This window comes from Staphylococcus arlettae (assembly GCF_002902345.1).
GTDB classification, from domain to species: Bacteria; Bacillota; Bacilli; order Staphylococcales; family Staphylococcaceae; genus Staphylococcus; species Staphylococcus arlettae.
This window is the reverse complement of sequence record NZ_PPQB01000029.1, coordinates 78,333-102,727: the sequence shown is the minus strand read 5'-3', so window position 1 is coordinate 102,727 and position 24,395 is coordinate 78,333. Positions and strand designations below refer to the sequence as shown.

Sequence of the window (24,395 nt, the reverse complement as noted above, 5' to 3'; positions counted from 1 at the left end):
TGTCACTATTTTGTACCAAACAAACGATCACCAGCATCACCTAAACCAGGTGTTACATATGCATGTTCGTCTAATCTATCATCTAATGCAGCAATGTAGATATCTACATCTTCATGCGCTTCTTTCATCTTTTCTACACCTTCAGGTGCAGCAACTAAACACATAAAACGAATATGTTTCGCCCCGCGTTTTTTCAATGAATTAATTGCTTCTATAGCAGAAGAACCTGTTGCTAACATAGGATCAACTACAACAATTTCACGCTCTTCAATATCTTGTGGTAATTTAGCAAAGTATTCTATTGCCTCTAAAGTCTTTGGATCTCTATATAATCCAATATGACCTATTCTAGCCGCTGGCACGAGGTTAAGAATACCTTGTGTCATGCCTAAGCCAGCTCTTAAAATTGGAACAAACGCTAATTTTTTACCTGTTAAACGTTTTGCTACCATTTTTGTCACTGGTGTTTCGATTTCAACGTCCTGTAAATCTAAATCTCTTGTTACTTCATACGCCATTAACATACCGACTTCGTCAACTAATTCTCTGAATTCTTTTGTGCCAGTATTTACGTCACGAATATAACTTAATTTGTGTTGAATTAATGGATGGTCAAAAACATGAACCTTGCCCATTTCATTTCCCTCCTAATATTAATTGTATAAAGGATGATTTGTAGTTAATGCCTTCACTCTAGATTTACCTTCTTCTAAAGTTTTTTCATCTTCTGGATTCTTAAGCACTAAACTAATAATTTTTCCAACTTCTTCGAATGCTTTTTTATCAAAACCTCTAGTAGTTGCTGCAGGCGTTCCTAATCTAATACCACTTGTAACAAATGGTTTTTCTTGATCGAATGGTATTGTGTTCTTGTTACATGTAATACCAATCGCATCTAATGTTTCTTCAGCAATTTTACCTGTGATACCAACTGATGATTTAACATCAACTGCTACAAGATGATTATCAGTACCTCCTGAAACAACTCTGAAACCTTCGTTTGTCAATGTTGATGCTAAAGTTTGAGCATTTTTGATGACTTGCTCTTGGTATGTTTTAAATTCGTCTTGTAATGCTTCACCAAAAGCAATCGCTTTACCGGCAATAACATGTTCTAATGGACCACCTTGAATACCAGGGAAGATTTTTTTATCAATTTCTTTTTTATATTCTTCCTTACATAAAATCATACCACCACGAGGCCCACGTAATGTTTTGTGCGTAGTAGTAGTAACAAAATCTGCATACTCAACAGGGTTTTGATGTAAACCAACTGCTACTAGTCCTGCGATATGTGCCATATCTACCATTAATTTAGCCCCTACTTCGTCTGCGATTTCTTTAAATCGTTTGAAGTCAATTTCTCGTGGATAAGCTGAAGCTCCTGCTACGATTAATTTAGGTTTGTGTTGCTTAGCGATGCTTAAAACTTCATCGTAATCGATTTTTTCAGTATCTTTGTCAACGCCATAGTCTACAAAGTTATAAAATTGGCCACTAAAGTTAACTGGTGCGCCATGAGTTAAATGACCACCGTGGCTTAAGTTCATTCCTAATACAGTGTCACCATGTTCAAGTGCAACTAAGTAAACTGCCATATTTGCTTGAGAGCCTGAATGTGGTTGAACATTAACATGTTCTGCACCAAACAATTGTTTAGCTCTTTCTATTGCTAAGCTTTCAGAGACATCAACGAATTCACAACCACCATAATATCTGCGGTTAGGATAGCCTTCAGCATATTTATTTGTTAATACTGATCCTTGTGCTTCCATTACTGCTTCTGACACGAAGTTTTCTGAAGCTATAAGCTCGATGTTGTTGTTTTGACGGTTAAATTCATTTTGAATCACTTCATAAATTTCTTTATCTTGCTTTTGAATAAATGACATTGGTAAATTCCCTCGTTTCTGTATTAGTTATATTTCGCTCGTTCGCCACCAATTTTCTTAGGTCTAGATGATGCAATCGTTACATTCGCTTCACCAATTCGTTTTACACTAGTACGTTCAGGGATAGCCACATGTTGTATATGCATACCAATTAATGTTTGACCAATATCTATTCCTTTAGGTACTGAAATAGTCTCTACAACCATTGGATCATTTAATTGACTATAAGCATAAGTAGCTAAACTACCTCCAGCGTGAACATCTGGCACTACTGTAACTTCTTCCATCGTATGTGGGTCAAAGTTGGATCGATCAATAGTTACTGCTCGATTAATATGTTCACAGCCCTGAAATACGAAAGACACGCCTGTTTCTCGTTCTATAGTCGCTAACAAATTATATATTGTTTCTGCTACTTCCATAGAACCAACGGAACCAATTCGCTCACCTATGACCTCGGATGTCGAACAACCAATCAGGCACAATTCATCTTCAACAAAAAATTCACGCGCTTTGAGTTCATTAAGCAATAACTGCAAATCTTCCTTCATTTTCCCACCCCTTTGAAAATAATTATATACAAAGTGTAAAGTTCTACCATTTACTATATAAATATATAAATTCAGCAAACTTGCTACACCTAGTTATTATAACGTATTTTTCAGATAACTTATACTAATTCTACAAATTTATTGCGTTAATATTTTAATTTTTATTTTCTCAATCAAAGTATTAAGTTCTTCAAAAACTGCGTCGTAAGCGCCTTCATCCGCACCAAACGGGTCACTAACTTCTCCTTGATAACCTGCATATTCTTTAATTGTGAATACATGATTTTGCTGACCAAACATGTAACTAATTGTATCTTTATGCGTTGTTGACATCGTTAAAATTAAATCAGCTTGCAAATCTGTTTCAGTAAACATTTGAGTATGGCTTGGTTGAGGTAATTGTTGTTTATTAATAATTGCTTGGCTGTGTGTTGAAATTGCCCCGCCATTATTTGCATATAATCCTCTTGATTCAATTGTGTAATGTGCCAATTTAGCCTTAGCTATACTTTCAGCTAATGGACTTCTACATGTGTTACCCGTACAAACGAAAATAATCTTCATAAAGTATCTCCATCTATCCATAATTGATTAGTCGCTTTTAACATTCTATTCATTATTGCTGCTGTATCGTCTTTATCTTCAAAAGCATACAAATAAGCCTCGTCAATATCATCTCTTCTGTCTATAAGATGTAATATTTCGTATAGTCTGTGATTAGCTGTTTTAATATCTTGTTCATCATCACACAACTCTATATATTGTGCATTACTCGGCACATAAGATTTTAAGGTTGCTGGTACAATAAATGCTTTACGCTCCCATAATTTATCGTAATTTGGTTGGTGTCGAAAATTTCTTAACAGATAAATAGGTGTTTGCGGTGCATAATGTTTATATTTCATACCTGGAGCAATAGGTCTCTCGCTATCAAAATTTGTTGTTGCAGCAATACTATTTGGAATAACCGCTTCAATCATTTTTTGTGTAATGGAACCTGGTCGTGCAATTTTAAAAGGAAATGACGTACAATCTAATACTGTACTTTCTAAACCTTCCTCACTTTGATCGCCGTTAATAATGCCATCAATACGGCCATTTAAATCTTGATAAACATGGTCGAATTGAGTAGGTGATGGCTTGCCACTTAAATTGGCACTCGGTGCAGCAATAGGTAAATCAACCAATTGTAATATTTGACGACCAATTCGATGACTTGGCATTCTTACTGCAATACTATTTAACCCACCTGACACTTTCGAACATAAATAACCTGATTTCAACGGCAAAATAAATGAAATTGGACCAGGCCAAAAATGTTTCATCAGTAAATAAACTTCATCAGTTATACCTGTCGTAAAATCAGTAAGTTGCTCAAGACTGTGAATATGTACAATTAACGGATTATCTGATGGTCTACCTTTGGCTTGATATATTTTTTTAACCGCATTATCATCCAAAGCGTTTGCCCCGAGACCATACACTGTTTCAGTAGGCAAAGCTATTAACCCGCCTTGATGATAAATTTGTTTAATATCATCTATCTCTGGAAATGTTGTTATATCATCAATATAACTTCTGACATCCCATATTTTTGTATTCACGTAAAATCACATCCTTTTTATTATATTTTAAAATATAATAAAAAGTTATGCAGTTATGTGACATACACATAAAATACATAACTTCTTACCATCTAAATGAAACTATTCGATTATTGTTATTAATATCTTTCAAAACTGCTACTTTAATATGTGGATACAGTTCATTGATTATCTCACATAATTTATCACCTTGGTTGTGTCCTATTTCAAAAACAACAGGTGCACCTTCACATAAAACTGCTGGTAAATTTCGTAATATTGCTTTGTAGATAGCTAAACCGTTATCCTCAGCAAATAATGCGCGATGTGGTTCGTAGTCTAATACCGTATCACTCATCAGTGTTGCTTCATTATTTTCAATATAGGGCGGATTTGAAATCAAACCGTTTAACTTAATCCCTTGCTCAATTAAAGGATTTAATGTATCACCTAACAAAAACTGAATATCTACTTCATGTTGTCTTGCATTTTGCCGAGCAATCTCTAACGTCTCAGATGCAATGTCGGTAGCATAAACATTTAAGGTAGGCATTAACTTTTTTAACATAATCGGTATATTACCACTACCCGTACCAATATCTACAATGGTATCACCAGCATGTAACATGTTTAAAAAATGCAACATAACCTCTTCTGTTTCTGGCCTAGGAATCAGACAATTTTCATTGACAGTAAATCGTTCACCATAAAATGTTTGAAAACCAACAATATATTGTACCGGTTCCCCTTGATATAAACGACTTAAAGCATTATCTAATTTTTCCTTGTCTGTTGCGGTTAATTGCTCACTAGAATGAAGTACCATGTCTAAACGTGACCAATTCATTAAATCCATTATTAACCAATCTACCCTTGAAGTTTCGTAGCCTAATGTTGAACAGTGCGCCTTAGCATGCTCAATATATGTCTTAAAGTTCACCATCGTTAAGTTCTTTCAATTTTTCAGTTTGTTCTGAAAGTGTTAACGCATCAATAATTTCATCAATTTTACCTTCCATAATTTGATCTAACTTTTGTATAGTTAAACCAATTCTATGATCCGTCACACGATTTTGAGGATAGTTATACGTTCTAATACGTTCAGAACGATCACCAGTACCAACAGCTGATTTTCTTTCCGAAGCATATTTAGCTTGTTCTTCTTGTACCTTCATGTCATAAACACGCGCTTTTAACACTTTCATTGCTTTTTCACGGTTTTTAATTTGAGATTTTTCATCTTGCGACGTTACTACTGTACCTGTAGGTAAGTGAGTAATTCTTACTGCTGAATCTGTTGTATTTACGTGTTGACCACCTGCACCACTAGAACGATATGTGTCAATTTTAATATCTTCATTACGTATTTCTATTTCAACGTCTTCTGCTTCAGGTAATACAGCTACTGTAGCTGTAGACGTATGTATACGTCCTCCTGATTCTGTTTCAGGCACACGCTGAACACGGTGTGCACCATTTTCATATTTTAATTTAGAATATGCACCTTGCCCTTGAATCATAAAGCTAACTTCTTTATAACCACCGTGGTCACTAGCATTCATCTCTACTATATCCGTTTTATAACCGAGTGTTTCACTATAACGTGAATACATTCTTAATAAATCACCAGCAAAAATCGCTGCTTCATCTCCACCAGCTGCTGCTCGAATTTCCACGATAACGTTTTTATCATCATTCGGATCTTTAGGAATAAGTAGGAATTTCAACTCTTCTTCTAATTCAGGCACACGTGCTTTATTATTGTGCAATTCTTCTTTCAGCATCTCAATTTCATCTTTATCTTTTGTATCTTGCAACATTAGTTCCAACTCAGAAAGATCTTCATTGACTTGCTTATATTCTCTATAAACATCTACAGTTTTTTGTAAATCCGCCTGTTCTTTAGAATAGGCTCTTAATTTATTCGAATCATTTACTACTTCTGGATCACTTAGTAACTCATTTAACTGTTCATATCTTTCTTCAACAATATCTAATTGATCAAACACTACATTTCCTCCTTTTTCTCATCACTTGGTGCGATAATGTGATGTGCTCGACATCTAGGTTCGTAACTTTCATTTGCGCCAACTAAAATTATTGGATCATCTATCTTCGCAGGTTTACCATCAATCAAACGTTGTGTTCTGCTAGATGATGCGCCGCACACTGCGCACACGGCCTGTAATTTGGTTACTACTTCGCTCACTGCCAATAATTCTGGTATTGGCTTGAACGGTTTCCCTCTAAAATCCATATCTAATCCAGCTGTGATTACTCTATGGCCTCTTGCAGCAAGTTGTTCTGCAATATTCACAACTTCGTCCTCGAAAAACTGAACTTCATCTATACCAATAACATCAACTTCAGATAAGTCGTGTCTTAAAATTTCAGAAGCTGTAGTAATGTTAATTGCCTCTATGGCATTACCATTATGAGAAACAATTTTATCTTTATGGTATCTGTCATCAATTGCAGGTTTAAATACCACAACCTTTTGTTTAGCATAAACACCTCTACGCAGTCGACGAATCAACTCTTCAGACTTGCCACTAAACATACTTCCAGTAATACATTCAATCCACCCGGAATGATAAGTTTCATACATTATGAGCTCCACCTTTTTCAAAACATAATCGGTTTATTATATCATATTTAGCGTGCAGAAATCTTTAAAAATTGATAACTGTTTTTAATCAAATTTATAATAAAAAGCAAATCATACACTTTAATAATTATCATTATAAAACAAAAAACATCCTCATATAAATATGAGGATGCGTTATAACAACTACTATTAGCTGTTGCTTGATTTGTAACCGAATTTCTTGTTGAAACGTTCCACACGTCCATCCGCAGCAGCGAATTTTTGACGTCCTGTGTAGAATGGATGTGAATCAGAAGATACATCTAAACGAATAACTGGATATTCGTTACCGTCTTCCCATTCCATAGTTTCTGATGATGTTTTTGTTGAACCACTTAAGAATTTAAAATCTGTAGTAGTATCTAAAAAGATAACTTTGTGGTATTCAGGATGAATATTTTGTCTCATTTTTTTCAGCTCCTTTGCCCTGAACCATCTGGAACAGAGTTATTTGTGAGTTTTTTACCCAATACTAAATAATTATAATTGCTATTATTGAAAAACACAACCCTTTATCTAAAGTTTCATAAAAGTTGTATCGATAACCATATATAGCATGTGCTTAATCAAACAATTAAATGATAGGTTTACCTGTCTTTGTGCTTTCTTCTGCTGCTTTTTGTAGTTGTAAGAAAAAGGTATGGTTATCATCAGTGCGTTTTAATTTACGAATAAAACGTTCTGTAAAATCAAGGGAATCAGTAAACATATTTCTCAATTGCCATAATGATTCTAATTCTTTTGGTGAAATTAACAATTCTTCTTTTCTTGTAGAACTACGACCAATGTCAATTGCTGGGAAGACTCTTCGTTCAGCTAATTTACGATCTAAATGTAATTCCATATTACCAGTACCTTTAAACTCTTCGTATATCATATCGTCCATACGAGAACCTGTATCAACGAGTGCGGTAGCAAGTATTGTTAAACTACCACCCGCTTCAATATTACGTGCTGCACCAAAGAAAGCTTTCGGTTTGTGAAGTGAAGCTGGATCTAAACCACCTGACAAAGTACGGCCACTAGGTGGAATAACTAAGTTGTACGCACGTGCTAAACGTGTAATGGAATCCATTAAAATAATGACATCTTTACCAATTTCAACTAAACGTTTGGCACGCTCTAATAGAAGTTCTGCTACTTTCACATGGTGTTGAGGCGGTTCATCAAAAGTTGAATGTACAACTTCTGCTGACTCAACAGAACGTTCAATATCAGTAACTTCTTCCGGACGTTCTCCAACTAACAAAATAAACAATTCTGCATCAGGTTTATTCGTTGCTATAGCATTGGCTATTTCTTTTAATAGTGAAGTTTTACCGGCTTTTGGTGGCGCAACAATAAGTCCACGTTGGCCTAAACCAATTGGAGTTATTAAATCCATTACTCTAGTTGAATAACGATTTTTAGTAGTTTCTAATAAAATACGTTCCTCTGGATAAAGTGGTGTGAGAGCTTGGAAATGAGGTCTTTTTTTAACTTCTTCAGCGTTTTCATCATTAACAAAGTCAACTTGTAACAAACCATAATATTTTTCATTGTCTTTTGGTTTTCTTACTTTTCCAGTAACCTTGTCTCCACGTTTAATTTCAAAACGTCGAATTTGACTGGCTGAAATATATACATCTTTTTCGCCTTTTGAATAGTTAACAGTTCTCAAGAAGCCATAACCATCTTGTTGAATATCATCAAGGATACCTTCCATATAGTAATTTCCATCTTTTTCCATTTGTGCTTCCATAATAGCTAACACAAGTTCTTTTTTATTTAATTTACTATAGTTGGTAAGCTTTAATGTTTTTGCTTTTTGAGTGAGTTCTTTAGTAGTGTAATTCTTATATAGTTCGTGGAATGATTCGTACTGTGGAGATGTACGTGCTTTTTCAGGCATTATCTTGCACCCATTTCATAAAAAAGTTTATTTAAATAGCCTATTTTTGTCGCTATTCATTGTATAACTATAGCAAATTTTCTTTTTAATTACAAAATCTATTTCAGTAATTAAAAATATGCAAAAAAAGAGCGAGTAAGAAATCAAAGTGCATATTTGATTCCTTAGCATCGCTCTCTAGTAACTTAAAACTTGATCATATATAGTCAAATCAATAAACAATATAAGCCATAGTTAATCATTAAAGTTTTATTTTATAGTGATATTTTAGCCCTCTTGATAATAGCCAGCAATAGATTTAACTTCTAAGAATTCTTCAATACCAAAGTCTCCCCATTCGCGACCAATACCTGATTGTTTATAACCACCAAATGGTAAGTCTGGTTTACGACCTGCTTCATTTATTTCAATAGTACCTGCTTCAACTGAACGTGCGACTTTACGCAAGTTATCTAAGTTTTCACCATATACATATCCAGCTAAACCGTATTTTGTATCATTTGCAATAGCTATTGCTTCATCTAAGTCATTGTATGTGATGACAGACATCACTGGACCAAAAATTTCTTCTTGTGCAATTGTCATTTGGTTATCGACATTGTTAAATATTGTTGGTCTTGCAAAATAACCTTTGTCTAATCCTTCTGGTTTTCCTGGACCACCATATAATAACTCTGCACCCTCTTCAATACCTTTATCAATATAGGATTGAACTTGATCAAATTGTTTTTTACTAATTATTGGACCTACTTGAGTTTCACTATCTGTCGGATCACCAACTTTAATGTTAGCCATCTCTTCTTTTACTGCAGTAAGAAAATCTGCTTTAATACTTTCTGGCACGAGTGTTCTAGTACCTGCCGTACAAACTTGGCCTGTATTATTAACTACTTTCATTACCGCTGCACGTGCCGCTTCTTGAATATTTACATCATCTAATATAATGTAAGGTGATTTACCACCTAATTCTAATGATACTTTTTTAAAGTCTTTAGCGGCTTTTTCCATAATTTTAGCTCCTGTTGGTCCAGAACCAGTAAAGGACATCATTCTAACACTTGGATGCTCACTTAATGGGTTACCTACACCTGAACCATCACCATTAACTAAATTGAATACGCCTTTAGGAACGCCAACTTTATCAAATATTTCTGCCAAAATTATAGCAGCAAAAGGCGTTTCTTCTGAAGGTTTTAGTACTACTGTACTACCTGCTGCAAATGCGGCAGCAAGTTTTAATGAAGTTTGGTTTGTCGGGAAGTTCCATGGTGTAATAAGGCCTGCTACACCAATCGCTTCCTTAACAACTAAATTATTGCCTCGACGTTCTTCAAACTCAAACGTATCAAGTGCATCTCGAGCTGCTACGAAATGATCTAAGCCCATTTGATAATGTACATTTTCAGCAACTTTTGTTGGAGCACCTAATTCGTCGCGAATAGCTGCTACTAAATCTTCTTTTCTATTTTCATATTCTGTTACAATTTTATCTAATAAATTTCTACGTTCTTCGATTGAGCTATTTCTGAATTGAACATATACATTTTCCGCTGCTTGCACTGCTTTATCTACGTCTGCTTTATTACCTTTAGCAATAGTACCCATTACTTCTTCGGTAGCAGGATTAATCACTTCAATATTTTCACCGCTTGCACTATCAATCCATTCACCATTGATATATTGTTTAGTGTAATTTCTCATTATAAGCTCACTCCTTAATTCATTCTACCCACATTGTAACTAACATGACTGATATTTAAACAAATATGCTCATTCTGACCTAAGCTATAGTCTCAATCGTCATTTCGTGTATACATAAATCAGTATTAACACCCCGGCAAAGATGACTAGTATTGAAAAAAGCTTGGTTTGAAGCGCATTTTCAATCCAGTCAGCTACTGCCCATAAAAAAAGACTAGGACGAATCAATATTGTCCCAGCCTCGTTCATATTATTTTATTTCTGTTGTTCTAGTTCAATGTATTCTTGTGCCCACTTTTCCATTGGCACTAAAGCTTGTGATAATGCATAACCTTTATCTGTTAATTCATATATGATGTTCATCGGGCTTGTAGAAATCACTTTCTTTTCTACTAATCCCCATTCGCTTAAATCAGTCAACTTTATACTCAGTGCTCTAGGTGTAATAGTTTTTAAGTCACGCTTCATATCGGAAAAATGCGCTGATTGTTCTGAACATCTAGATAAATAATTTATGATAAGTCCATTCCAACTTCTTCCGACAATTTTAAAAGTTTCTTCAAGATACGGACATACCTCCATCATTTTCACCTCTAATCAGCTTTCGATTTTTACTCTTGATCTCTATCAAGTATATTTATTATACCACATTTTTTATATTTCTTCAGTCCAAATATCTGCACCTAATGCAGAAAGTGTTTTCACTATATTCGTATAACCTCTATAAATATGTTTCACATTATATATTGTAGTTACACCTTCTGCTAATAATCCTGCAACTATTAAGCATGCTCCCGCTCTCAAGTCACTTGCATAAACTTCAGCACCTTTTAATTGGGATGGTTTAATAGTAGCTGTACCATCTGCAGAATGAATATTAGCACCCATTTTTTGTAATTCTTCAACGTGTCTGAAACGTGCAGGATAAATAGTTTCTGTGACGAATGATACACCTTCAGTTAAAAATAGTAGCGGGGTAATAGGTTGTTGTAAATCAGTTGCAAACCCTGGGTAAACTAAAGTTTTAATATCTACACTTTTATAAGGTGTATTTCGTTTTATCGACACACTATCGTCATCCACTTGGATATCTACACCTAATTCTTTCATTTTAACAGCTAAAGGTTCTATATGCGTTGGAATAATATTATTTAATTTAATATCATCACCGCAAGCTGCTGCAATACACATATATGTACCGGCTTCAATACGATCTGGTATCACTTGATGATTTGAACCATGTAACTTTGAAACACCATTAATTTTAATTGTACTTGTACCAGCACCTTTAATATCCGCACCTAGACTCGATAAAAATGCAGCTACGTCCACGACTTCAGGTTCTTTTGCAGCATTTTCGATAATTGTTTGCCCTTCTGCTCGAACAGCAGCCAACATAATATTAATAGTTGCTCCAACACTTACAATATCTAAAAAGATATTTGCTCCTACTAATTTGTCTGCAACGAGTTTCATAGATGTGTCACTTGATTCATCAATTTCTGCACCTAGAGCTTTAAAGCCTTTTATATGTTGATCAATCGGTCTTGGTCCTAATGGGCATCCACCTGGTAATCCAATAACACATTTATTAAAACGACCCAACATTGCGCCCATCATATAATAAGACGCTCGTAATGATTCTACCTTATTGTTGGGTAAAGGAGCATTCTCTATTGATTTTGGATCAACATTTAAAGTTGAGCCTTCTAATGTAGTATTTATATTTAAATCGCCTAACAAACTTACTAACGTATTAACATCTGAAATTTCTGGTAAACCACTAATAGTCACTGTATCCTCTGCAAGAATTGCAGCTGGGATAATTGCCACTGCACTATTTTTCGCGCCATGATTATTTACCGTTCCACTTAGTGTTTGACCACCTCTAATTTTTATCACTTCTTGAGCCATTCGCATGTTCTCCTTTGCCTATGAATGAGAAATTCTAATTTTACACAATATGTGCATTATAAATTAATTTGATGTCCAATGCAAAAACCATCAATTAAAAACCTTAACAATTCGATGACAGTATATTTCATATTAGTTACAATTCCCGCACATCTTCAGTTTCAATCATTTAATTATTACATTTTTTATTAATTTAATATGTTTTACTAAAAACAAATAAATATATCACTAATGCGATTATATTATAACATAAAAAAACAACTATTATACATCTGTATAATAGTTGTTCGAAAGAAAATATACTAATTATTTAGCTTGGTTAGAAGTACCGAACTCTTTAATTTTTCCTTTTACAGTTTCTTTAATCGCTTCACGAGCTGGTCCTAAATATTTACGTGGATCATAAACTTCTTGATCTTTGTTTAATACTTCGCGAACCGCTTTTGCAGAAGCAATTTGGTTTTCTGTATTTACATTAATTTTAGCCGTACCGTATGGAATAGCTTTTTGGATGTCTTTTGTAGGAATACCAGTACCACCGTGTAATACTAATGGTAGACCTGTAGATGCACCAATTTCTTCCATTTCTTTAAATCCTAATTTAGGTTCACCTTTATATGGTCCATGTACAGAACCTAAAGCTGGAGCTAAAGTATCGATACCAGTTCTTTCAACTAGTTCTTGACACTCTTTAGGATCAGCGTAAATCACGCCTTCAGCTACAACGTCATCTTCTTGTCCACCTACTGTACCTAATTCAGCTTCAACTGAAACGCCATTAGCATGTGCGTATTCAACAACTTTAGAAGTAATTTCTATGTTTTCTTCGAATGGTGCATGAGAAGCATCAATCATTACAGATGTGAAACCAGCATCAATCGCTTCTTTACATTTTTCGAAACTTGAACCGTGGTCTAAGTGAATAGCTACAGGGATTGTAATTTCGAAGTCATGTAGTAAACCTTCTACCATTTTAACTACTGTGTAGAAACCACCCATATATCGAGCAGCACCCTCAGATACTCCTAAGATTACTGGTGCATTTTCTTCTTGAGAAGCTTGTAAAATAGCTTGAGTAAATTCTAAGTTATTTAAGTTGTATTGACCAACTGCATAACCATTTTCTTTTGCGTCAATTAACATTTCTTTCATTGAAACTAAAGGCATGAAAGTTCCTCCTTGAGTGCATTAAGCACGTATTTTTACAATCTAATTATAGCAGAGTTTATTAACTTATGCATTCTTCCAATGAATTGTAAGCGTTTTTATTTAAAAAATTGTTAATTTTACTATAATTATTCCTTAAATTTACCATTTATTGCATTCCAAACATGAATTAATTACAATGAAATGGAAATCAGAACGGAGGAGAATTACATGTCTAAAATATTAAATACACAAATTACTGGTATATTTAATCGTTTAGAAGACCAATCATTAGATATCCAAATGGCTGCACAATGTTTGATACAAGCAATTGGCGGCGAAGGCACAGTCTATGTTAAGGGTTATGATGATTTAAAATTTTATGAATTCTTTATAACTAACAGTAATGAAAAACTAAAATCTAGCGACTTATTATCCTCGATCACTATGACAGAAGCGCTTGATTCAACCGATAGAGTCTTCTTATTCGCTCCTTTTTATACAGATGAAGTAGCGCAAGATGTGCATACACTTATCAACTTAGATATTGATTTTGTTCTAATTTGTAACAAACCGAAAACTGAGGATTTTCCGGATCATTTATTCCATTTTGTTAATTTACAGACACCACGACCAATCGTCTATACTGAAGATTATGATAAAATCATCACACCTCATCCAATGGCTTTTAACTACATTTATTATGAGATTTATACGCAAATGATTGAAATGACGAGAGATTTAGAACTCAACATCAACGATTAATAAATCGCTTTATGGCTGCACTGATTTATTACATTTAGGGGTTTCCAAATCAAATTTAAGAAAAGTCCGAGACATAAATAGCTATAATAAAAAGTAAACGCCAATTTCTATTAAGCAGATATAGAAATTGACGTTTTCTTTATTTTTAAATGTCTTTAATACAAAACCAAGTTCTTGTTTTACCCCTATTTATATCCTCAGTCGAGCACGCATGGGTGTTCAGTATGTGTAAGAGACTACAGGCTCGAACCATACCCCAGGCAAGTATGCACGGTCAATTTCATAAACTTTTAAATATAAGGATGACTAGCATTGAAAAAGCTTGGTTTGAAGCCCATTTTCAATACAGTCAGCTACTGCCAATATGAAAAGAGACTAGGACGAATCAATATTGTCCCAGCCTCTTCTTATAAGTTTATTGTTGTTGATGTTTTAATGACGCTTCAATAAATGCTCTAAAGATTTGTTGAGGACGATTAGGACGAGATAAAAATTCTGGGTGGAACTGACAAGCCACAAAGAAATCATTTTCTGGTATTTCTACCATTTCGACTAATCTACCATCTGGACTTGTACCTGAAAATACCATTCCATGTTCTTCAAGTTGTGCTCTATATTCGTTATTAAATTCATAACGATGACGATGTCTTTCTTCAATATCTGTCTCATTATAAATTTGATGTGCAAGCGTACCTTCTTGAATATGACAAGGATATAAACCTAATCTCAATGTACCTCCTAGATCTTCTATATCTTTCTGTTCTGGTAATAAATCGATAATAGGATGTGGCGTATTTGGGTCTAATTCAGCAGAATGAGCCCCTTCTAAACCTAAGACATTTCTCGCAAATTCAACTGTAGCTAATTGCATACCTAGACAGATACCAAAGTAAGGAACGTTGTTTTCACGCGCATATTGAATCGCTGCAATTTTACCTTCACTTGCTCTGAAACCAAAGCCACCTGGAACTAAAATGCCATCAACTTCTCCTAAGTAATCTGCTACATTGTCAGTTGTAACTTCGCTTGAATCAATCCACTTCACATTGATATCTTTTTTGAACGGGTAACCCGCATGTTTTAATGATTCTACTACTGACAGATAAGCATCTTGTAAGCTGACATATTTACCAACTAAGCCAATTGTTATTGTCCCATCCAAACTGTTAACAGTGTCTAATAAAAACTGCCACTCATCTAATTGAGTATCATATTTTGGTGTCAATTCTAGACGATTTATAACAATATCATCCATCTCTTGTTGACTTAATTGTAACGGAATTTCATATAGTGAATCAGCATCACGACATTCAATAACACTTTCTTTTTGAATATCACAGAATAATGCAATTTTATCTTTTAAGTCTTGTGTTAACTCATACTCAGTACGAACTACAATCAAATCAGGTTGAATACCTAGTCCTCGCAGCTCTTTCACACTATGTTGTGTTGGTTTTGTTTTCATTTCTCCAGCTGCTTTAATATATGGTAATAAAGTACAATGTACATACATTACATTTTCTCTACCTAGATCACTACGAATTTGTCTGATTGCTTCAATGAATGGTAATGATTCAATATCACCAGTTGTCCCACCTATTTCGGTAATTACAACATCGGCATTCGTACTCTCTCCTGCTAATAATAAACGTTCTTTAATTTCATTAGTAATGTGAGGAATGACTTGGACAGTCCCACCAAGATAATCACCTCTACGTTCTTTTTTCAAAACGTGAGAGTAAACTTTTCCTGCCGTCACATTTGAATACTTGTTCAAATTAATATCAATAAAACGTTCATAATGCCCTAAATCCAAATCAGTCTCTGCACCATCATCTGTTACAAACACTTCACCATGTTGATATGGACTCATCGTACCTGGGTCTACGTTTAAGTATGGGTCAAATTTTTGAATTGTTACTTTCAATCCTCTGTCTTTTAGTAATCTACCTAATGAGGCTGCAGTGATTCCTTTACCTAATGAAGAAACTACGCCACCAGTTACAAAAATAAATTTTGTCATTTCATGTCCTCCTATTATTCAAACAATATTAAAAGTATTGCAATTGATAATCCTAATATTTACTACGTATAAGGGGTGATACATTGAAATAGGAAATGTCATAATCAACCATTTTACTGCATTTTTGAACTACAATAAACATTATTACTATTATTTTACATCTCAATGATTTTAAAGTTTTAACAAAATAAAAAAAGCTCCCTCTCACATAACTGTAAGGGGGAGCGTATAGTTTATACACGTCGTCCTATTTAAAGGAGCCCGAATAAAATTTTATCATTTTCACAGGAAAAGTCAATTAAATCTGACAGAATAAATTTTTATTCTTCTTCATCGTCAAATTCGTCTTGTTCTTCTTCTTCATCGTCTAGGTCTTCATCATCTTCATCAATAACAATTTCAGATTCATCTATTTCTTCGTCTACTTCTTCATCTTCAGGATCAGCTAATTCATCACTTGTATCTTCAGTAGGTACAGTTTCTTCTTCTGTTTCATCCTCACCTAATAATTTCAAGTTTTTGTCTTCTTCATCTTCATCATCTAAAATATCAAACTTCTGAATCGTTGGTGCAATTTTCTCTTCGATGTCATCAACAGAATACCAATCACGTAAGCCCCATACATTTTCCCCAACATTCAAAAAGCGACCGTCAGTATTTAAATCTGTATAGAATTGTACAATTCTATCTTCGACTTCTTGATCTTCATAATGGCCTAATTCTTTAAACTCATCAATAATATCATATAAATTCATTGTATCTGCCTTTTCGTTTAATAACGTATAGGCCATGTCTATAAATGATTTCTCATCAACCATTTCTTTAGTATAATCTTGTATTCTCATAGCTCATAAACTTCCTTTCACAGGCTTTATCTATAAAGTTCTCTTTTTACTCAACTAATAGTAACAAAACTCAACTATAAATGACAAGTATTGATTTCGCAATCTAAACTAGTAATTGATATATTTTTCAAAAATACTAAAATCATCGCCAGATTCTACTTCAACAAAATTACTATTTAAGCATAATGTATCCAGTTCATTTCGTTCACCATATAGAGTAATAGTTATTACATTTACACCTTCAAAATATTTTCTCACAAACGTCGACAATTGTCTTAATGCACTCTGAGCGATGCCACTTGAACGTTGTGCTTGGTCTACTTCAATTGAAGTAATATTTAATCGTTCTTCATGTTGCTCTACACCTATAAAACCAACTTTTTGTCCATCTTTCAACAAATCAATCATGTGTATACCATATTTTACATCATCCTGATTCAATTTTAACATTAAAGATGAAACATATTTAGAATCTAAATCTAAATAGTAGAGTCGCTCTTTCCCTATTGGTCCTTCTTCTTTAGTAGCAGTATGCATAAATCCTGCACGTTCATATACATTCCATGCCCCTTTATTTTCTGCGTCAACTACTAAATAGAGATGATTAAATTCAGGGAACAAATATTGAACATATTGTGGTAAAAACATCATAATTTTTGTTCCATAACCATTGCCTTGATATTTTTCATTAATCGACAATGACCTAACATAAACCACTTTTTTAGGGGTATCGTACCCTTCATGTTGATAGTATTGATGTAAGACAAAAAAACCTATGACTTTATTTTGTTCATTAAGTACGATATTCGCAATTCTGTCCTCATCTTTTATCGCATCATCTAACACTGTTTTAGGTAAAGACGAATAAATTTGTTGTCTTTCACTTAATTCAAAATCATAAAGCTTTGTTCTATATTGTTCTTCAAATGGTTGAACTGTAATATTTTTAAATTGTTTTTTAATAACCATAAATAATCCCCTGCTTAATTTATTTCATGATATTTAAATACCACAAATATCAAATAGATAATCCATATATCTTAATCTTTTGCTCAATAACAGTTATATACGTAATTCAAAAACCAAATGAATGACCTACTGTATTTTCATATGTCCGCGCATTGCTTTCAAAACGTTTATTACAGCACCATAAAGTTTATTACTTGTACTTCATTTTTGTTAAATAGTAGTTAGTTCCTCTACCTCATCGAAAACTAACATAACTTCAGCATGCTCCAACGTTTCCCGAATCATACTTTGATAAAACTCTACAGTCCGGCAGACATTTTACCGTAAATAACCTTAACTACTATATTTTGTAAGCACCTTTGATTTTGATATTTTATTTTCCTTCATTTTATTATAATATAATGTATAATGTAAATTTTTTGAGGTGAGCAATAAATGAAAATCGGCATTGATGCTGGGGGAACGTTGATAAAAATTGTTATTGATGAACAAGGCAACAGAACTTATAAAACTAAATTAACTTCTGAAATTGATGATGTTATTCACTGGTTAAATAATATAGACTGTACGGATATCAGCCTTACCGGAGGACATGCAGCAACTATAAAAGATCGTTTAAAAACTTCATCGCGTATTTTTGTAGAATTTGATGCAGCTGCTCAAGGTTTAAAAATTCTGTTAAATGAACAAGGTCATTTTTTAGATGACTACATCTTTACGAATGTAGGTACAGGTACATCATTGCACTATTATAATGGTGAAAGTCAGCAACGTGTTGGTGGCATTGGCGCAGGTGGCGGCATGATTCAAGGTTTGGGCTATTTACTGACTCAAATACAAGATTATGAAACATTAACAAACACTGCACAAAATGGAAATCGTGACATCATCGATTTAAAAGTAAAGCATATTTATCAAGATAGTACGCCTCCTATACCGGGTGATTTAACAGCTGCAAATTTCGGTAACGTACTTCATAATTTAAATGATAACTTTACTGATGCAGATAAACTTGCTTCTGTCATGGGTGTGGTTGGTGAAGTTGTAACTACTATGGCAATTACTGTAGCTAGGGAACATAATACTGACAATGTAGTCTTTATTGGCTCATCATTTTATAATAATAACTTACTCCAAAAAGTAGTTGAGGACTATACCATTTTAAGAGGATTTAAACCTTTTTATGTTGAAAACGGTGCCTTTTCCGGTGCGCTAGGTACACTTAATTTATAACAATTCAAAAAGACGAAATTTTGTTGTCATAACAAAATTTCGTCTTTTAAGTTAAAGTTTATTTAAAATGTTATTTTATCTATAAGTTTTTGTGCTGACACAACCGTTCCAATAACGCCCGGTTTTAAATCAACGGCAACAGCTTTGTCATCGTCTCTTAACTCATCTAGCCATTCCGCAAAAACTTCACCTTCAACTTCAATAATATCACATTCTTCAAAATCTTCATCTCTCACGCGTTCTGCACGTTCACGACTACTCCATACAGGCATGATATTAGGTTTTTCATGTTCATCATCACTAATTAAAATAAATTCCTTTTTATTTTTGGATGTTAAACCGTACACCTCATCTGTAGCAACCACTGCATTATTAAATTCTTTTAATCTAATATTGTCTAGATCACTCATTAATTCATTAGTACTATTAATAATATTTACAAGTTCTCCATCGTTAGTACTTGTAGGATTAATTAATACTTCGTCGCCTTCTTTAAAAACGTTATCCAATTCGTACGTAACAAATTTATCAATATCTAAAGCTTTAATTTCATCATAATCAATATCCTCTTTAGATAGAAACGTTTCTGCTTTATCTTTTTGCGTCCACATACAAATTGTATTTTTACCTAATACCTCATGCTTGAATGCTTTCTTATTTTTAGTCGCAACATAGAACACTTCAGTTATCAAGATATCTTGATAAAATGTATACGTTTTATATGACACTACGTACACCTCATTTCATTTTTGTTTATAATTAAAATATATCTAAGACAACAAATATAGTCAATGTACGAATTTAATTTCTCTAACAATACACGCTATAAATTAAGTTGATACTTCCTTTAAAAACAAGGATTCTAAGCTTTCTACCTCTTCTTTACTGGAAGCATGCCATATACATCCGAATCGTGAATTAACCGCTTCATGTTCAAACCAATCACCATCGTAATATGACAACGGGAATAATACACCTTGTTTTACATATTTTAAAATTGTCTGGTAAAACTTCGCATTATCTTTACTTGCAACATAACTATAAAATTTATGATAACCTTTATTTAATGATGGTTCTAATAGTAACATACTAGTTGAACCATTTTGTCTAAAATTTAAATCAATAGCGTATACGTCTCCAAATTTATCAACAAGTAAATCAAATCCTGCTATACCAAAAAAACCTTGTGCTACACCATTCTTCATAATTTCCTCACCAGCTTTAATTACATGTGATGGTACATTGTTGACATTTTGATTACCATGATAAAAGCCATAATCATTTGTAATTTGTTCAGCTGCTCCAATGTATTGCACTCCAGTGTTGTGTGAATAAGCAAATTGGACACAGTAGTTAGCTACTGCTTCTATTTTTTGTTCAATAATAAGTTGCTTAGTAGCTGACTTTGCATCTCGTATTCGTTGTATAGCTTTGCTTAAGTCGGTATCGTTATAGCAAATCATGACTCCATAACCACCTGCTGTCGGTAAATCATCACCTGGTTTTATAACAAAAGGGAATTGCCATGCTTGAACACGTTCCTCAAATGCTTCAAATGCAACCACTTCACGTTGTGGTAAATATTTATCATTTGTCCACTTTGGAATTTTAGCTTTATTATTTAATGCAACAAAAATATCTTTATCTAAGGCATAAGCTTCTTTAGATAATAATGATGGATCATGAATATACTGAAAGTAAATAGTTTTTTGTTGTTCCTTCACTAAGTTTTTTAATAACATTTCATACGATGATTTATCACTAAATGTATAAACATTTTGAGGTAACGATTTCCCAATTTCTGCAAAAAGTTGTTCTAACTTATCTGTTACACTTGCCTTGTGAACAATTACTGGCATGTTATCAGCAATAATCAATTCTCTTCCCGTTAAAAAATTAGATTGATGTTCTTCTGGATCTAACCATGGATTGGATATATATGAAGGTCTAGATGTATATACTGTATTACTCGCATAAAGATCGCTAAGCATTAACTTAGTCTGTAGCGAACTTCTATTTGTCATTTCGTATGCCCCTTTACATATTGAAATTGTTCTACAATTTCTTCGAATAATTGCTCATTTATAATTAAATCTAATCCCATTAAAGCGATAATTTTACTACCACGCAACAAAGCTTGGTCTCCATGAGTGCTAGCTGCTGCTTCACGAAAACGATGTGTATGTCCAACTAAGTTTCTAGAACCTATTTTAATATGAGGGTGTATCGTCGGTACTATATGGCTAACATTGCCAGTATCAGTCGAACCATAACCAAAATCATCATCGATAACTTCTTCTTCCATTTCAATAGCATACTTGGCAAATAAATCATCTAATTTTGGGGTTTTTATAAATTCATTAACACCATTTTGAATAGGGCCAAACTCATAATCACAACCAGTTTGAAGTGCCGCGCCTTTGGCTATTTGTCCAACACGTTCTGTTAACTGATCTAAAGCTTTACGTATTGTCGCACGTGTATAAAATCTAGCATGTGTATAATCCGGAATAATATTGGCCGCTTTGCCCCCATCTAAAATTACCCCATGTACACGTTCACTTTTTTTAATATGTTGTCTAAGTTGTGCTACACCGTTAAAATATGAAATCATTGCATCTAAAGCGTTACGCGCTTCATCTGCATTTTCTGAAGCATGTGTACTTTTACCATAAAATTTAATATCTAAAACATCTACAGCTAATGTATTAATCGTCTTATAGGTTTCGTTTCCGGGGTGCACCATGAGTGCCACATCTAACTCATCAATGATACCTTCTTTCACATACGAAGCTTTAGCACTACCATTGACACCACCTTCTTCAGCTGGACACCCTAAAACAATTACCGTTCCACCAATTTGATCTATTACTTTAGATAACGCAACACCTGCTAATGTACTAGCTGTGCCAATAATATTATGACCACATGCGTGTCCTAATCCTGGCAAAGCATCATATTCTGCAAGAAAACCTATTGTAGGTCCCGGTTTAGTAGATTCATATCTAGCGATGAATCCAGTAGCATGACCTGCAAGATCCGTTTCAATATCAAAACCTTCTTTTTTTAAGTGCTCAATTAATGTACGTGACGCGAATATTTCCTCGTTACCTAGCTCCGGGCGTTGATGTATTTGATGACTCATTTCAATATAATGCCGCTTATTGTTTTCTATATAGTCTAATATTGTTTGTTTATATTCCATACTATCTCTACCCTGCTTTCTTAAGTAATAATTCTATTTAATAATTTTTCCATAGTTAAAATTGCTCGCAATTATTTTGCATAATGAAAATCTAGTCTAATTATTACTCATTCTATCGGGTTTAACTATTTTTGTCATTAATTTTCTAACTATTTACTGAAAATTGTAATTGCCATGCGTGCTTGTTACAATAAATTATATGTATAAATTTAGGAGGGTTTTTTAATGCCAAAAATGAACGTAGAAAGCTTTAATTTAGACCACACTAAAGTTGTGGCACCGTATATCCGTTTAGCCGGGAAAATGGAAGGCCAAAACGGTGATGTTATCCATAAATACGATATTCGCTTCAAGCAACCAAACAAAGAACATATGGACATGCCAGGATTACATTCATTAGAGCATTTAATGGCAGAAAATATCCGCAATCATTCTGACAAAGTTGTAGATGTCAGTCCAATGGGTTGTCAAACCGGATTTTATGCTTCATTTATTAATCATGATAACTATGAAGATGTGTTAAATATTGTTGAAAAAACTTTAAATGATGTGTTAAGTGCTACCGAGGTTCCTGCGTGTAACGAAGTTCAATGTGGTTGGGCTGCAAGTCATTCACTTGAAGGTGCCAAAACAATTGCACAAACCTTCTTAAATGAACGTCATCAATGGCATAATATTTATAGTAATTAACAAAAAAGCGTAAGCCATAAACATTATGGCTTACGCTTTTTTATATTTTTAAATAGTATAAGAATTGAACTAATCTAGCTATTGTAGCTCATAGTACCAGCCTAACTCATATATGGCGAGATCGGCTGTTTCCTACTATACGATTATTTTTCAATGCCCATTTCTGCTAAATAACTGCTGCCATATTTTGGTAGTTGTACATCAAAATTATCAGCAATTGTAGCACCTATCGAACTGAACGTATCATCTTGTCTCAATTCATAGTATTTATTGATTTTAGGGCTAAACATTAGCACTGGTATATATTCTCGAGTATGATCAGTACCATCAGCAGTCGGGTCATTACCGTGGTCTGCTGTAATTATGACCAAATCATCCTCTTGTAAAACATCAATTAATTCTGGTAAACGCTCATCAAAATCTTTGATTGCTTGTGCATAGCCTGGTTTATCACGTCTGTGACCATATAGCGCATCAAAATCAACTAAGTTTAAAAAGCTAATACCACTAAAATCTTCTTTAGCTGTGTCAATCAATTTGTCCATGCCATCCATATTACTTTTTGTTCTAACAGCTTTTGTTACACCTTCACCGTCATAAATATCATTTATTTTGCCTAACGCAATTACGTCATAGTCAGCATCTTTTAGTTCATTCATCACTGTACGACCAAATGGCTTCAACGCGTAATCATGTCTATTAGCAGTACGTGTAAATTGTCCTGGTTCACCTACATAAGGTCGAGCAATAATTCGCCCAATCAAATATTTAGGGTCCTTAGTTAATTCTCGTACTTTCTCACAAATATCATAGAGTTCTTCTAAAGGAATAATATCTTCATGTGCCGCAATTTGTAACACTGGGTCTGCGGAGGTATATACGATCAAATCGCCTGTTTGCATTTGATGCTCTCCCCACTCATCAATAATTTGAGTTCCAGAGGCAGGACGATTTGCTACAACTTTTCGTCCAGTTAGTGCTTCAATTTCTTGCACAAGCTCATCAGGAAAGCCGTCCGGATATACTTTAAATGGTTGCATAATATTTAGGCCCATAATTTCCCAATGACCTGTCATCGTATCTTTACCAACTGATGCTTCACTCAACTTAGTAAAAAATGCTTGTGGTTGTTCCACTTTATCGATTACAGGTAAAGCATCAATATTCCCTAAGCCTAATTTTTGCAAATTAGGTAAATCTTGTGAAAACCCTTCTAATGTGTGCTTTAATGTATGACTTCCTTCGTCATTAAAAGCTTTTGCATCTGGACCTTCACCTATTCCTACAGAATCCATAACTATTAAATGAATACGTTTAAATGGTGTAGTCATAATTTCCAC

The 24,395-nt window shown here is 33.9% G+C and carries 24 protein-coding genes; 3 read left to right on the top strand and 21 right to left on the bottom strand.

Annotation, left to right across the window (positions count from 1 at the left end; translation table 11 throughout):
• Positions 1–5: 5 nt before the first annotated feature.
• The 14 genes from upp to fdaB form a co-directional block, all read right to left on the bottom strand.
• Complete coding sequence (gene upp, locus CD036_RS12675) at positions 6–635, bottom strand: uracil phosphoribosyltransferase (RefSeq protein WP_002510319.1); 630 nt, start codon at positions 633–635, stop codon at positions 6–8.
• 18 nt (positions 636–653) lie between these two features.
• Positions 654–1,892: a serine hydroxymethyltransferase gene (gene glyA / locus CD036_RS12670; RefSeq protein WP_021458996.1), complete on the bottom strand. Its 1,239-nt coding sequence runs from the start codon at positions 1,890–1,892 to the stop codon at positions 654–656.
• A 23-nt stretch (positions 1,893–1,915) separates the two neighbouring features.
• A complete protein-coding gene (locus CD036_RS12665) occupies positions 1,916–2,443 on the bottom strand; it encodes a TIGR01440 family protein (RefSeq protein WP_021458997.1) in 528 nt (175 codons plus the stop codon).
• Positions 2,444–2,581: 138 nt separating this feature from the next.
• Entirely contained in the window at positions 2,582–3,007 is a 426-nt protein-coding gene (locus CD036_RS12660; protein WP_103388815.1) for a low molecular weight protein arginine phosphatase, read from the bottom strand.
• On the bottom strand, positions 3,004–4,047 hold the full coding sequence (locus CD036_RS12655) for an L-threonylcarbamoyladenylate synthase (protein WP_103388814.1): 1,044 nt from the start codon (positions 4,045–4,047) through the stop codon (positions 3,004–3,006). The genes CD036_RS12660 and CD036_RS12655 overlap by 4 nt, the downstream gene beginning before the upstream one ends.
• A gap of 85 nt (positions 4,048–4,132) precedes the next feature.
• Positions 4,133–4,969, bottom strand: a complete 837-nt coding sequence (prmC, locus tag CD036_RS12650; protein ID WP_021459000.1) for a peptide chain release factor N(5)-glutamine methyltransferase — start codon at positions 4,967–4,969, stop codon at positions 4,133–4,135.
• Positions 4,956–6,035 carry a peptide chain release factor 1 gene (gene prfA, locus CD036_RS12645; RefSeq protein WP_002510326.1) on the bottom strand — a complete coding sequence of 360 codons (1,080 nt, stop codon included), beginning with the start codon at positions 6,033–6,035 and terminating at the stop codon, positions 4,956–4,958. Before prfA ends, prmC begins: the two co-directional genes overlap by 14 nt.
• The gene (locus CD036_RS12640) at positions 6,035–6,634 is read right to left on the bottom strand and encodes a thymidine kinase (protein ID WP_002510327.1); all 600 of its coding nucleotides are present in this window, start codon (positions 6,632–6,634) and stop codon (positions 6,035–6,037) included. The genes prfA and CD036_RS12640 overlap by 1 nt, the downstream gene beginning before the upstream one ends.
• 189 nt (positions 6,635–6,823) lie before the next feature.
• Positions 6,824–7,081: a type B 50S ribosomal protein L31 gene (locus tag CD036_RS12635; protein ID WP_002510328.1), complete on the bottom strand. Its 258-nt coding sequence runs from the start codon at positions 7,079–7,081 to the stop codon at positions 6,824–6,826.
• Between the two features lie 166 nt (positions 7,082–7,247).
• Positions 7,248–8,564, bottom strand: a complete 1,317-nt coding sequence (gene rho, locus CD036_RS12630; RefSeq protein WP_002510329.1) for a transcription termination factor Rho — start codon at positions 8,562–8,564, stop codon at positions 7,248–7,250.
• A 267-nt stretch (positions 8,565–8,831) separates the two neighbouring features.
• The gene (locus CD036_RS12625) at positions 8,832–10,265 is read right to left on the bottom strand and encodes an aldehyde dehydrogenase family protein (protein WP_002510330.1); all 1,434 of its coding nucleotides are present in this window, start codon (positions 10,263–10,265) and stop codon (positions 8,832–8,834) included.
• A 255-nt stretch (positions 10,266–10,520) separates the two neighbouring features.
• Complete coding sequence (locus CD036_RS12620) at positions 10,521–10,847, bottom strand: winged helix-turn-helix transcriptional regulator (protein WP_002510331.1); 327 nt, start codon at positions 10,845–10,847, stop codon at positions 10,521–10,523.
• Positions 10,848–10,919: 72 nt separating this feature from the next.
• Positions 10,920–12,179: a UDP-N-acetylglucosamine 1-carboxyvinyltransferase gene (murA, locus tag CD036_RS12615; RefSeq protein WP_103388813.1), complete on the bottom strand. Its 1,260-nt coding sequence runs from the start codon at positions 12,177–12,179 to the stop codon at positions 10,920–10,922.
• A 306-nt stretch (positions 12,180–12,485) separates the two neighbouring features.
• The gene (gene fdaB, locus CD036_RS12610) at positions 12,486–13,346 is read right to left on the bottom strand and encodes a class IIb fructose-bisphosphate aldolase FdaB (RefSeq protein ID WP_002510333.1); all 861 of its coding nucleotides are present in this window, start codon (positions 13,344–13,346) and stop codon (positions 12,486–12,488) included.
• A 210-nt stretch (positions 13,347–13,556) separates the two neighbouring features.
• Here fdaB and CD036_RS12605 point away from each other — a divergent pair, with 210 nt between their 5' ends.
• The gene (locus CD036_RS12605) at positions 13,557–14,090 is read left to right on the top strand and encodes a DUF2529 family protein (RefSeq protein ID WP_021459002.1); all 534 of its coding nucleotides are present in this window, start codon (positions 13,557–13,559) and stop codon (positions 14,088–14,090) included.
• A 415-nt stretch (positions 14,091–14,505) separates the two neighbouring features.
• On the opposite strand, the gene pyrG is transcribed toward CD036_RS12605, so the two are convergent.
• The 3 genes from pyrG to CD036_RS12590 all read right to left on the bottom strand — a co-directional run bounded on the left by pyrG (position 14,506) and on the right by CD036_RS12590 (position 17,927).
• Complete coding sequence (gene pyrG / locus CD036_RS12600) at positions 14,506–16,113, bottom strand: CTP synthase (protein WP_002510335.1); 1,608 nt, start codon at positions 16,111–16,113, stop codon at positions 14,506–14,508.
• A gap of 320 nt (positions 16,114–16,433) precedes the next feature.
• Entirely contained in the window at positions 16,434–16,958 is a 525-nt protein-coding gene (rpoE, locus tag CD036_RS12595; protein ID WP_002510336.1) for a DNA-directed RNA polymerase subunit delta, read from the bottom strand.
• Positions 16,959–17,066: 108 nt separating this feature from the next.
• Positions 17,067–17,927, bottom strand: a complete 861-nt coding sequence (locus tag CD036_RS12590) for a GNAT family N-acetyltransferase (protein ID WP_002510337.1) — start codon at positions 17,925–17,927, stop codon at positions 17,067–17,069.
• Positions 17,928–18,362: 435 nt separating this feature from the next.
• Between CD036_RS12590 and coaW the strand changes: the two genes are divergently transcribed.
• The gene (gene coaW / locus CD036_RS12585; RefSeq protein WP_021459004.1) at positions 18,363–19,160 is read left to right on the top strand and encodes a type II pantothenate kinase; all 798 of its coding nucleotides are present in this window, start codon (positions 18,363–18,365) and stop codon (positions 19,158–19,160) included.
• 62 nt (positions 19,161–19,222) lie between these two features.
• On the opposite strand, the gene CD036_RS12580 is transcribed toward coaW, so the two are convergent.
• From CD036_RS12580 to CD036_RS12570, 3 genes are all read right to left on the bottom strand, one after another.
• Positions 19,223–19,888, bottom strand: a complete 666-nt coding sequence (locus CD036_RS12580) for a DUF2750 domain-containing protein (protein WP_021459005.1) — start codon at positions 19,886–19,888, stop codon at positions 19,223–19,225.
• A 102-nt stretch (positions 19,889–19,990) separates the two neighbouring features.
• Complete coding sequence (gene ldmS / locus CD036_RS12575) at positions 19,991–21,184, bottom strand: L-aspartate--L-methionine ligase LdmS (RefSeq protein WP_021459006.1); 1,194 nt, start codon at positions 21,182–21,184, stop codon at positions 19,991–19,993.
• Positions 21,181–22,365: a M20 family metallopeptidase gene (locus tag CD036_RS12570; protein WP_103388812.1), complete on the bottom strand. Its 1,185-nt coding sequence runs from the start codon at positions 22,363–22,365 to the stop codon at positions 21,181–21,183. Before CD036_RS12570 ends, ldmS begins: the two co-directional genes overlap by 4 nt.
• A 225-nt stretch (positions 22,366–22,590) precedes the next feature.
• Here CD036_RS12570 and CD036_RS12565 point away from each other — a divergent pair, with 225 nt between their 5' ends.
• Positions 22,591–23,055, top strand: a complete 465-nt coding sequence (locus CD036_RS12565) for an S-ribosylhomocysteine lyase (protein WP_002510371.1) — start codon at positions 22,591–22,593, stop codon at positions 23,053–23,055.
• Between the two features lie 143 nt (positions 23,056–23,198).
• On the opposite strand, the gene deoB is transcribed toward CD036_RS12565, so the two are convergent.
• Complete coding sequence (gene deoB / locus CD036_RS12560) at positions 23,199–24,386, bottom strand: phosphopentomutase (protein ID WP_002510370.1); 1,188 nt, start codon at positions 24,384–24,386, stop codon at positions 23,199–23,201.
• Positions 24,387–24,395 lie beyond the last annotated feature (9 nt).

Excerpts from the sequence above, each read along its gene's own strand:
- upp (WP_002510319.1), bottom strand. The coding sequence starts at position 635 with ATGGGCAAGGTTCATGTTTTTGACCATCCATTAATTCAACACAAATTA.
- glyA (WP_021458996.1), bottom strand. The coding sequence starts at position 1,892 with ATGTCATTTATTCAAAAGCAAGATAAAGAAATTTATGAAGTGATTCAA.
- CD036_RS12665 (WP_021458997.1), bottom strand. The coding sequence starts at position 2,443 with ATGAAGGAAGATTTGCAGTTATTGCTTAATGAACTCAAAGCGCGTGAA.
- CD036_RS12660 (WP_103388815.1), bottom strand. The coding sequence starts at position 3,007 with ATGAAGATTATTTTCGTTTGTACGGGTAACACATGTAGAAGTCCATTA.
- prmC (WP_021459000.1), bottom strand. The coding sequence starts at position 4,969 with ATGGTGAACTTTAAGACATATATTGAGCATGCTAAGGCGCACTGTTCA.
- CD036_RS12640 (WP_002510327.1), bottom strand. The coding sequence starts at position 6,634 with ATGTATGAAACTTATCATTCCGGGTGGATTGAATGTATTACTGGAAGT.
- CD036_RS12635 (WP_002510328.1), bottom strand. The coding sequence starts at position 7,081 with ATGAGACAAAATATTCATCCTGAATACCACAAAGTTATCTTTTTAGAT.
- rho (WP_002510329.1), bottom strand. The coding sequence starts at position 8,564 with ATGCCTGAAAAAGCACGTACATCTCCACAGTACGAATCATTCCACGAA.
- CD036_RS12625 (WP_002510330.1), bottom strand. The coding sequence starts at position 10,265 with ATGAGAAATTACACTAAACAATATATCAATGGTGAATGGATTGATAGT.
- CD036_RS12620 (WP_002510331.1), bottom strand. The coding sequence starts at position 10,847 with ATGGAGGTATGTCCGTATCTTGAAGAAACTTTTAAAATTGTCGGAAGA.
- murA (WP_103388813.1), bottom strand. The coding sequence starts at position 12,179 with ATGGCTCAAGAAGTGATAAAAATTAGAGGTGGTCAAACACTAAGTGGA.
- fdaB (WP_002510333.1), bottom strand. The coding sequence starts at position 13,346 with ATGCCTTTAGTTTCAATGAAAGAAATGTTAATTGACGCAAAAGAAAAT.
- CD036_RS12605 (WP_021459002.1), top strand. The coding sequence starts at position 13,557 with ATGTCTAAAATATTAAATACACAAATTACTGGTATATTTAATCGTTTA.
- pyrG (WP_002510335.1), bottom strand. The coding sequence starts at position 16,113 with ATGACAAAATTTATTTTTGTAACTGGTGGCGTAGTTTCTTCATTAGGT.
- rpoE (WP_002510336.1), bottom strand. The coding sequence starts at position 16,958 with ATGAGAATACAAGATTATACTAAAGAAATGGTTGATGAGAAATCATTT.
- CD036_RS12590 (WP_002510337.1), bottom strand. The coding sequence starts at position 17,927 with ATGGTTATTAAAAAACAATTTAAAAATATTACAGTTCAACCATTTGAA.
- coaW (WP_021459004.1), top strand. The coding sequence starts at position 18,363 with ATGAAAATCGGCATTGATGCTGGGGGAACGTTGATAAAAATTGTTATT.
- ldmS (WP_021459006.1), bottom strand. The coding sequence starts at position 21,184 with ATGACAAATAGAAGTTCGCTACAGACTAAGTTAATGCTTAGCGATCTT.
- CD036_RS12570 (WP_103388812.1), bottom strand. The coding sequence starts at position 22,365 with ATGGAATATAAACAAACAATATTAGACTATATAGAAAACAATAAGCGG.
- CD036_RS12565 (WP_002510371.1), top strand. The coding sequence starts at position 22,591 with ATGCCAAAAATGAACGTAGAAAGCTTTAATTTAGACCACACTAAAGTT.
- deoB (WP_002510370.1), bottom strand. The coding sequence starts at position 24,386 with ATGACTACACCATTTAAACGTATTCATTTAATAGTTATGGATTCTGTA.